We start from the raw sequence: 9,118 nt of genomic DNA, 5'->3' as shown, positions 1-9,118 counted from the left end.
CCGCTCTCGGGCGATTGACTCCCATCGAGTACGAGACCATCATGACCGCGCCAGCCACTCAGGCTGCGTGACCCAACCTGTCACCTGATCGTGCAGCAGTCCCCATCGTCGTACGCACTGCCTCAAGTGGGGCAGTGAATCCAGCGCATGGTGCCAATCGGAGATGTAGTCCCACACGCGGTGTAATGACGCAGACACTACAGCGGGCACTGAGGGTGTTGCGGCGCCCGCGTTCTACCCGGCGGGAAGCGCGGCGGCTGCGGCCGCAAGTTTGGCGGCTACATCGTCGAGCGAAGATTCCGCCGTGTTTAGCCCGGCGTGTGACGCGAGCATTGGACTGACGTCGTACAACTCGTCGAAGGTCACACCGTGCGTGATCGGGACGACGCGTCTGCTGTTGAGAAGTACTGCGAGCTCCTTCTCGGCGATGCCCTCGTTGTTGATGCTCTTGAGGAGCGCAGGCGTCACCAGCACTATGCCGATGCGAGAGTTCCGGAGACCCTTGTCGATTTCGCGAGTCATCAGCGAACCGAGGGGGATGTCCTCCTCGCTAAACCACACAGTTGCGCCGTTCGCCTTCAACTGTCGGTGGAGGTCGGCAGCACTCCCTTGACGGTCGTCCCAGGCGTGGCAGAGAAAGAGATCACGACGATCGGGGTGGACGCGAGCCTGCTCCGCAGCCTTCTCGGCAAAAGGCTCGACGGTGCGCCATTCGCTGGGGCTGTACGAGACGGACCTGCCGGTTCGTGTGCGGCGGGAGGTCGAGCCACCGGAGGACGACGACCCGTACGACGACCCGCGACCGCTTCCGTAGGACGAAGAAGTGGCGTAGGAGGGATACGAGGAGCGGTACCGGAAACGTCCGCCGCACGCGGGGCAATTCGCCGCAGCGGCGGACGAGCGGTGACCGTAGACGGGAGCTGTGCATTGGGCCATGAGGACATCGTAGAGACGGCCCCCGACACATTCCGCGGCTGACATCGCGGACGCAATGATCCGGTCCTGCCCGGTCCAGCCGTCCGGCACTCGGCAATGACTAGGGACGGCAAGCAAACCCTCGCTGCGATGCTGACATCATCGACCTATGTTCGCGCCCTCCTACTCCCGGTTCGACGTGACCCGTCCACCTCTGCTGGCGCAGGAGTATTGGGAGAGCATCGAATCTGAGCTCGAGCGTCTAGAACGTTCCCTTGCGGCGAACGACGGCATCCAAGCCATTGGGGACGCAAAGTGCTTGGTCGAAGCAACAGCGAAAGTGGTTTGGGACATAAACGGGACGCCTGCTGACTCGAAGATAGGTCTGCCCCAAGTCGTCGCTCGAGCCCACGACCTGCTGCGAGGCCAGCCTGGCGACGAGTTGGCGCACCAGTCCGCGTACGGAGCTCTTGCCATGCAGGCCTCCAAGATGGCAGGCGGTCTGGCGGAGATTCGCAATGCGATCGGCGGAGGGCATGGGCGCGCGAGGCGGCCGTACGTGCACGCAGAGGAGGTCGACCTTGCGCTCGACGGTGCGCTGACCTGGGTTCGGTGGGCGCTTCGTCGACTCGATTTGTTTGCTGAAGGTCGCCCCGATCAACTAATCCAAGACTTGGTCGGTTCGGAAACGTCATCGCAAACAACATTCACTATGGGTCTTCTAGCTCGTCGCCTCGCTTCAGCGAACCTCGCTCAACTCGACCCCAAGTGGCAGAGAGCGCTCGGCGTGGCCGTGGGCCAGCGCTCGGCGGGCGGCACTCTCGTCGTTAGCGGGGAGGGCTTCGAACCCGCACTTAGGTCAAGCGACCTCGTGGCTTGGCCGCCGCAGTACCGCATGGGGCTTGCGGTGGGTCGCATGTTTGATCGGAACGAGCAACCGACGATCTGGCCCGGTGCTATTTGCGCCGTGGTGAAGGTGCTGCAACCTGTTGAGGACGCGGAGGAGGCACTGGGCGAACTTGTGGACAGGATCGTCTTGCATTACAGGCCCCGCAGTCCAGATGTCTCGCAGTTGGCCGAAGCGGTTCGTGAGATTGAGATCGCGGCCGACCAGGTGTCGATTCCGATGCGGCCATCCGTGCTGAAACTGGCGGCACACCTTCGCTCCCTGGCGTAGGTGTCTCACTGCGTCGCGCGGCCCTAGAAGGGTGGCTCGTCACCCGTGCTGGTCTGACGGGAAACCATTCGGTCGGTCAACTCGATCGTTCCGAGGTACCACCAAAAGATCCAGTCAAGGAAGATCGGGTCGTAGTCACCCTTCTGGCTTTCGCTGCGGTGGCGCACGTCGAACTCGTTGGCTATTTGGAAGAGCGCTCCTTCATCGCGACGGAACAGCTCCTCTTTCAGCATTGACCGTCGGAACTCGAGTACTCCTGCCAGCGTCGTGCATGCTGACCGCTTGTCCTCGGTGGTTGCGCCGCGTCGCCTGAAGAGTGAAATCGCATGTTCGATCGGGCTACGCATGTCGTCGACGGCTCCTTCGATCGTCGCGCCAACCAGATCATCACGAGCGTCGCCGTGTGCTTCAACCAACCGGCCACGGTCCTCGCCGGACGTCGCCAGTCGCAACTCGAGCGAAGTCCGGTCTAGAAGTCGGTTCATCGTCCAGAGGTAAATGTCACGCCCCATCTGAACGTTGAAATCCCGGTGGTGCCAACCACACCTGCCGTAAGAGTGAGGCGACCTGTTCTGGGGGACAGCGACGAACTCTCCGAAGACTTCGATAAGGTCCATGAACAAGTCGAAATCGTTAGCCAGGCGGTCCGTCGGAATCGGCCATAGGTCGGCGACGCCGATCTCCTCTTCTATGAGGACAGAAGGGTCAATCGTGCGCGGGTCGTCCACACAATCCTTCTGAAAAGCCCGCTCGAAATAGCCGCGTTCGTCCAGGTCGACAACGATGCCGGCGAAACGGGCGACCGCAGCGGGAAGCGATATCGACACGGATGTGCTACTTGGTTGGCTCCTCTGCGACCGATACGGCCGACGATGCACCTCGTACGGGAACGTATCTGCGGCCTGCAGGAGCTCCACGAGATAGCGACGCTTCGGCGGCAGTGGTGTGCGTGGCGCCGTTGGGGCAGAGCCCCAAGGGTCAACTACCGCGCCATCTGACGTAGCGCGAAACACTTCAACGGGATGTTCCGTGGCGAAGGCGTCGTCGAGCAAGTGCTCAACCTCGTCGCTCCAGCCGTTTGTGAGGTTCTTCTGAGCGTTGACGAGCGCTGCTAGCCGGCTACGAAAGACTTCCCGTGGCCATCGCAGAACGTGATCCTCGGGATCGAACGTGGATGGCAACGCTTTACCTCTCAGACACTGGAGACTCCATGATGCCGCGAGCCCGATGTTTATACCAAGGGACTCGCTGGGAGTACGTGACGCGTCCTAGCTTGGTGCGTCGTTCTGGGCGGTATGCCGCGACGCTCTTCTGATCTCAGACCAGCGGAAACGTGGGGCCTTCCTTCCCGCCGTTCCCGGCGCGATGAACGCCGCCCGGTCAGTTCGTGCTGCTGAAGCGCCACTGGCCGCCCGCGCGTTTCAGTTGCCCACCGATGTCACCGTTGAGGTCCTCAATGACCGCGGCGACCCGGATGGTCTGACCCGGGCGCTCGACCCTTCCGGTGTCCGCTTCGTCCATGACGACGCCGTAGCAGTCGTTCGGGGCCTCGGCCCAGTCGGGGATAGGGGTCATCGGCTGGGCGGGTCCCCAGCTGCTGGCCGTGATCGGAGCGACGCTCCAGGTCGGGCGACACCGTGCGCTGTCGTCGGGATTGCCCGTGACCCGGATCGCGGTGTCGCCGATGACGGCGAACCCGTCGTACGTCGGTGTGGGCAGCGGCAGGTTGACGATTTGGAACGCCGTGGCTCCGGCGCGCCAGACCACCGTTTGATCGCGGCCGCTGGCCAGCGCCAGGGCCTCGCTCGGCTGCGTCTGGGGGCCGTAGGCAGGCTTCGTCAGCGTCTTGGCTGCCCACTTCTTGCCGTCGGCACTCGCCAGCGCGATGCCGGTGCTGGGCGGGGGAGCGTCGTCGTACCGGCCGCCCGACTTCGAGCCCTCTGGCCAGCACAGCACCAGGTACATCACGTCGGTGTGGTCGTAGATGGTGTCGTGCACGCTGTACTGGCACGCCTGTCCGGGCTTCGCCTGCGCAACCGTCTGCGGGGGAGACCAAGTGCTCTCGCCGGCAGGACGATGCTGGGCCACGATGCGACGCTTGTCAGGTGAGCCGATAGCGACGGCAGACTCGTCGTCGAGGTCAGTCGGCAGCATGGGGAACCCGTCGTCGCTGTCGATGGGCAGCAGCCCGCCGGCGTCCGGCTGGTCGTCGACCCACTTGCCCTCGTCGAGAGCGAACGTGACGTGCGCGTCGATCGGTCGGTTATAGAACGAGAGCGTGTCGCCGTCGCCCTCCACCCATTCGGCATCGCAGTACGCCTGCTCCCGTGAGGTGGTGGACGCGACGACCTCGAGGTCTGTCTGGTGCGGCTCGCCGAGCCAGAGGTCGAAGACACAGCCGTCGCCGCCGTCTCGTCCCACAACCGTCGCGAGGCTGCCGTTGCCGAGCAGGACCACGTGCGGGGCACCGTATACGAGCCGGCCGGAACCGACCGGCGGACCCGTGAGGACGACGTCCTCCCAGTCGTCTGCCCCGTCGCGCCAGATCGCGAACGACAAGGATTCGCGGTCCGTCGGCACCGCGGCGAACTCGCCGTCCTCAGCGATCATCGGCTCGTCGACGACGTCCTCACGCACAGCCTTGCACTCGAAGTCCCGACAGACCGCGGCATCGAGCCGTTCGTGGGAATCCCGCTCATCGTCGTTCTGGACGTACCAAGCGGTGTGTACGACAGCCGTGGTGCCTGCGGCTTGCAGAGTGACCTCGTCGGCCTCCAGGCCCTCACCCTCCACCACCGTCTGCGGCTTGGTCCACTTGCGGCCCTCGGCTTCGCGCCACTGAGCGAGGAACTCCTCGCCGTCACGGCCGACGGCGAGCTCGGTGCCGTCGCCCAGGGACACCCGCTGTGGCGCTACCTTCTCGTGCTCGACCAGCTCTCGCGTGAAGGAGGGACCGTTCGAGCAACCCGCCACGACAAGTGCTGCGAGCGTCGTCACTGCTGCGACGCGTCTGCTGAACCGAGGGTGGAGGAGGGCAGCCACGGGGCAGATCATTCCTTGTCGAGGTGGGAGGACGACGGGGCACGCGCGGTGGCTCCGGACGCGAGACCGCCGACGGGTCACCCGAAGGTTACGAGCCGAAGCCCGGCGGAGCCCCGCCGACGAGCACACCCTGCCGACCCATCTGGCGGAAGCGCCCGACGGGGAGCTGCGCTTCGACGTACCGCTCCCAGATCTGCACATCCCAGTTCGCCTCGGCCGCTGCGAACGACCACTCGACGGGCATGTCTTGGCGCTTCAAGCGTCGGTCCTCCGCCACGGTGACGACGGCCATCGGTAGTCGCAGCAAGCGCAGGAGCGGAGCAGTGCTGGTCAACCGCCCGGCCTGCGTGAGCTCGAGCAGGTGCTCGATCACCACGCGCATGGGCACAACGTGCTCGCCGGTCGTACCGACGACGGTGCCGTCCTCCTCTGTCGTGCGCTTCTGGTCTCTGAGCTTGATGGCCTCCGGAGACCACCACGAGCCACCGGAGCGCTTGCGATGACCCTGACGCGTCTCACGTGGCTTCGCCCAGATGTAGTCGATGTCGTCGCGGATGATCTTGGTCCGGTTCAGGTCATCGCGATCTGTGACTAGCAGCAGCATCTGCAGGATCAGAGCGGCGTCCTGCTCGTCGTTCGGCATGGGCCGCGTCACGAGTCGGCGCCCGTTGTCTTGCCACGCTTCTCGGCCAGTCCTGTGACACCGACGACCAGGAGACCGAGGAGCAGGAGGCTCGATCCCTTGATGAGGCCGAGGACGAGCGTCAGCCACGAGGACTCGGGCCACACCGTCTCGGCCTGTCCGAGTGAGATCGGCGAGAGCACCGTGTCCCCGGCGTACAACAACGACCACACGGCACGGTCCATGAACGAACCCAACCACCCGTCGGGCAGGGAGGAGGGGTTCGCCAGCGGCGACTGGACGAACTGTTCGGCGAAGGCGAACGCGACGCCGAAGGTGACGACCAGGAGACCGAGGAGCCACCACAGCGCTCCGAGGTTGCCATAGAAGTAGCGCACGGTGCGGTCCAGCAGCAGCCGCTCCAGCCAGCCCCACGGCTTGCCGCGGGTGCGAGCACGGGCTCCCAGGACGCCGAACTCCGTCGCCGCGCGAGACCTCCCCGAGCGCCTCAACGCCTGCTCGAGCTCCTGCCAGACGTCCTCCGGCACCTGTGCCGACGACTCCGTCAGCCAGTCGTGGAGGCGCCTGGCGGCGGCCCGGTCAGACTCCTTGTCCGAGGTCTCGTCGACGCCGGCCAGCTCCACGCTCTCGATCCTGACCGACCGCTTGATCTCGAACGGGATGGCGCCCTCACCGTCGGGGATCCAGAGCTTGCCGAACCTTGCGCCGTCGATCTCGGTCCGGAACGCGGTGACCTTCGCCTCGTCCGGAGTGTCCGGGTTGGCCGGCGAGAAGTCGCCGATCACCGCGTCCGGGATGAAGAGCTGGCTGAGCCCGCGACACCCCCAGAACCTCAGGCTCGACTCGACCTTGATCGACGCGGCGTTGAGAGCCCCCCTGTCGCGGTACATCCTCTGTCCCACCGGGGTGAAGTCGCAGGAGTCGAAGGACAGCCACGGGACGCTGAGGTGGTTCGCACTGACCCACTGATGGAAGTCGCATCCTTCGAAGCCGAGAGGGAAGCCCAGTCTCAGCCAGTTGAGGTTGAGGTCGCCCCCGATCACGACCCCGCGCAGCCGCAGCCCCTGGGGGTTGGCCTTCAGGTCGTTGGCGCCCGACGCGAAGTCCGCGAGCACGGTCCGCAGGACCTCGCCGTCGACGTACGCCGTGGCTGTCGGCGTGTGCAGGAAGGCACCACTGTCCTCCTCGTCGCTGCGCACGGGCAGCGGGCGACCGTGCTCGTCGAGGGCGTTCACGATGGTGCCGTCCACCAGCGCGCTGGCGATCTCCAGAGCCGAGACCACGCGTAGCTCGTCGAGGTAGTCCTGGAAGGAGGCAGCCTTGGTCCGGGCCAGGCGCTGCTCGTACTCCCTGGTCTCGAGCAGGTGCTGGACTACTGGCACGTCGTCCGGTGCGACCTCCGAGACGCGCGCCAGGAACTCGCGGTAGTCGGGGACGCTGAGCAGTCGCGTGAGATCGGGCAGGCTGTCGGAACTCCCGGATGAGTCGAGCTTCTCTGAGCGGTCGGCCACAAGCGCGATCGCCGACTTGTACGACGCGTCGTCGTGAGAGCGCCTGATCAGGTCGACGTAGGTCGGCAGAGAGATGGTCCGCAGGGCGACCAAGATGTCCAGGTGTTGCTCGGCGAAGCTCACGACAGCGTCCTCGGATCTGGGGGTCGGGCGCACCGTGCCGGTGCGGGCAGGCACACCCCACCAGTCCGGCACCGGCTAAGCGTCGGAGTTCGCCGATCCCGAACGATCCCGGACGAGATTCAGCGCGGGCATGACGGGCTCGCGCGGTCCATGTGCGACGTCCAGCACCGTGGCGCGGCCACACCAGCGCGCCGGTAGGCAGCAGACTGTCCTCCGTGACCAGCACTGAGGACCGTCGAGCGCGCCAACGACGCGAGCGCAAGCCCTACGGCGCGCGCATCCTCGGCCGCCCCGACCAGTCCTCCCGCGCCCTGCGCATCCGCGTCCAGCTCCTGCTGACCGGCCTCCTCGTCGTCACCAACGTCGTCGGCGCCGCAGTCGTCGTACTCATCTCCGCGGTCGTCATCCCCGCCCCCGAGGCCAACCGAGCCACGATCCTGACCCTGGCCATAGGCGCCCCGGTCTACGTCGTGCTCGCGGTGCTGATCGGCGCGCTCTTCGGCACGATGACCACCTTGCGCGCGCTGCGCTGGACGCTCGACGAGGACGCGAGGCCCGACAAGCGCGAGCGGGTCCGGGTGTTCAAGGTGCCGTTCCGGTTGACGGTGCTGCAGTTCGTGTTGTGGGCGGGCGCGACCGTGGCGTTCACGGTGCTCGCGGCCGTGGTGCAGCCGGAGCGGGCGCTCGCGACCGGGCTGACGGTGGGGACTGCGGCGATCGTGGTGTGCGGGGTGGCCTACCTGCTCACCGAGTTCGCGATGCGTCCGATCGCCGCCCGGGCGCTGCTCGAGGCCCGCTCCGGTGACCGGCGGCGCGGCATGGGGATCCGCTCGCGGATGATCATCTTCTGGTGCATCGGCACCGGCGCGCCTGTCGTGACGCTCGTGACCGCCGGGATCCTCACCCTCACCGGCGTCTCGGAGGAGAACAGGCTGCCGGTCATCACGATCATCCTCGGCAGCGTGCTGCTGGTCTTCGGCCTGCTGGTCACCGTCCTGGGGGCGCGCGCGGTCGAGGCGCCGGTTCGCTCGGTGCGCCTGGCCATGCACAAGGTCGAGCGGGGCGACCTCGACGCCGAGGTCGTGGTCTACGACGGCACCGAGCTCGGCCTGCTCCAGGCCGGCTTCAACCACATGGCGGGCGGGCTGCAGGAGCGGGAGCGGATCCGCGACCTGTTCGGACGCCACGTCGGCCACGACGTCGCCCAGCGCGCCGCGTCCGGGCTCGGCGAGATCGAGCTCGGCGGCGAGACCCGCGAGGTGTCGGTGCTGTTCGTCGACCTCGTCGGCTCCACGACGTACGCCGAGCAGCACCCGCCCGCCGAGGTCGTCGCGATGCTCAACCGGTTCTTCTCGATCATCGTCGAGGAGGTCGACCGGCACGGGGGACTGGTCAACAAGTTCATGGGCGACGCGGTGCTGGCCGTCTTCGGCGCACCCGTCAGCCAGGACGACCACGCCACCTCGGCGCTGGCCGCCGCACGCCGTACGGCGGATCGGCTGGCCGCCGAGGTCGACGAGGTGCGAGCCGGCATCGGGGTGGCCACCGGTGAGGTGGTCGTCGGCAACGTCGGGCACGAGGAGCGCTTCGAATACACCGTGATCGGTGACGCCGTGAACGCCGCCGCCCGGATCACCGAGCTCGCCAAGGAGGCGCCCGGGGGAGTGCTGGCGCTGTGCGAGTCGCTCGAGGCGGCGACGGGTGAGG

7 protein-coding genes are annotated in these 9,118 nt (G+C 66.4%); 2 read left to right on the top strand and 5 right to left on the bottom strand.

The features are described 5' to 3' along the window. Positions 1 to 234 precede the first annotated feature (234 nt). Positions 235 to 936, bottom strand: coding sequence for a toll/interleukin-1 receptor domain-containing protein (locus ACYU7L_RS02610; protein WP_460793626.1), 702 nt, complete (start codon positions 934 to 936; stop codon positions 235 to 237). A gap of 148 nt (positions 937 to 1,084) precedes the next feature. Between ACYU7L_RS02610 and ACYU7L_RS02605 the strand changes: the two genes are divergently transcribed. Beyond that, entirely contained in the window at positions 1,085 to 2,092 is a 1,008-nt protein-coding gene (locus tag ACYU7L_RS02605; protein WP_460793625.1) for a hypothetical protein, read from the top strand. A gap of 23 nt (positions 2,093 to 2,115) precedes the next feature. Here the strand turns inward: ACYU7L_RS02605 and ACYU7L_RS02600 are convergent, their stop codons facing one another. The 4 genes from ACYU7L_RS02600 to ACYU7L_RS02585 form a co-directional block, all read right to left on the bottom strand. Further along, positions 2,116 to 3,144 (bottom strand): hypothetical protein, encoded by a 1,029-nt coding sequence (locus tag ACYU7L_RS02600; protein WP_460793624.1) that lies wholly within the window; start codon positions 3,142 to 3,144, stop codon positions 2,116 to 2,118. A gap of 328 nt (positions 3,145 to 3,472) precedes the next feature. Continuing rightward, on the bottom strand, positions 3,473 to 5,134 hold the full coding sequence (locus ACYU7L_RS02595) for a hypothetical protein (RefSeq protein ID WP_460793623.1): 1,662 nt from the start codon (positions 5,132 to 5,134) through the stop codon (positions 3,473 to 3,475). An 88-nt stretch (positions 5,135 to 5,222) separates the two neighbouring features. After that, a complete protein-coding gene (locus ACYU7L_RS02590) occupies positions 5,223 to 5,777 on the bottom strand; it encodes a hypothetical protein (RefSeq protein ID WP_460793622.1) in 555 nt (184 codons plus the stop codon). An 8-nt stretch (positions 5,778 to 5,785) separates the two neighbouring features. Further along, positions 5,786 to 7,411: a hypothetical protein gene (locus tag ACYU7L_RS02585; RefSeq protein WP_460793621.1), complete on the bottom strand. Its 1,626-nt coding sequence runs from the start codon at positions 7,409 to 7,411 to the stop codon at positions 5,786 to 5,788. Positions 7,412 to 7,626: 215 nt separating this feature from the next. Between ACYU7L_RS02585 and ACYU7L_RS02580 the strand changes: the two genes are divergently transcribed. Beyond that, positions 7,627 to 9,118 (top strand): adenylate/guanylate cyclase domain-containing protein (locus tag ACYU7L_RS02580; RefSeq protein ID WP_460793620.1); only part of this gene is annotated, 1,492 nt, incomplete at its 3' end.

The sequence above is a fragment of the Nocardioides pacificus genome, from assembly GCF_054775955.1.
This window is presented reverse-complemented; position numbering and strand designations above follow the sequence as displayed.

What these genes read in the sequence shown, in the direction of transcription:
- ACYU7L_RS02610 (WP_460793626.1), bottom strand. Translation starts at nt 936, where the DNA reads ATGGCCCAATGCACAGCTCCCGTCTACGGTCACCGCTCGTCCGCCGCT.
- ACYU7L_RS02590 (WP_460793622.1), bottom strand. Translation starts at nt 5,777, where the DNA reads ATGCCGAACGACGAGCAGGACGCCGCTCTGATCCTGCAGATGCTGCTG.
- ACYU7L_RS02605 (WP_460793625.1), top strand. Translation starts at nt 1,085, where the DNA reads ATGTTCGCGCCCTCCTACTCCCGGTTCGACGTGACCCGTCCACCTCTG.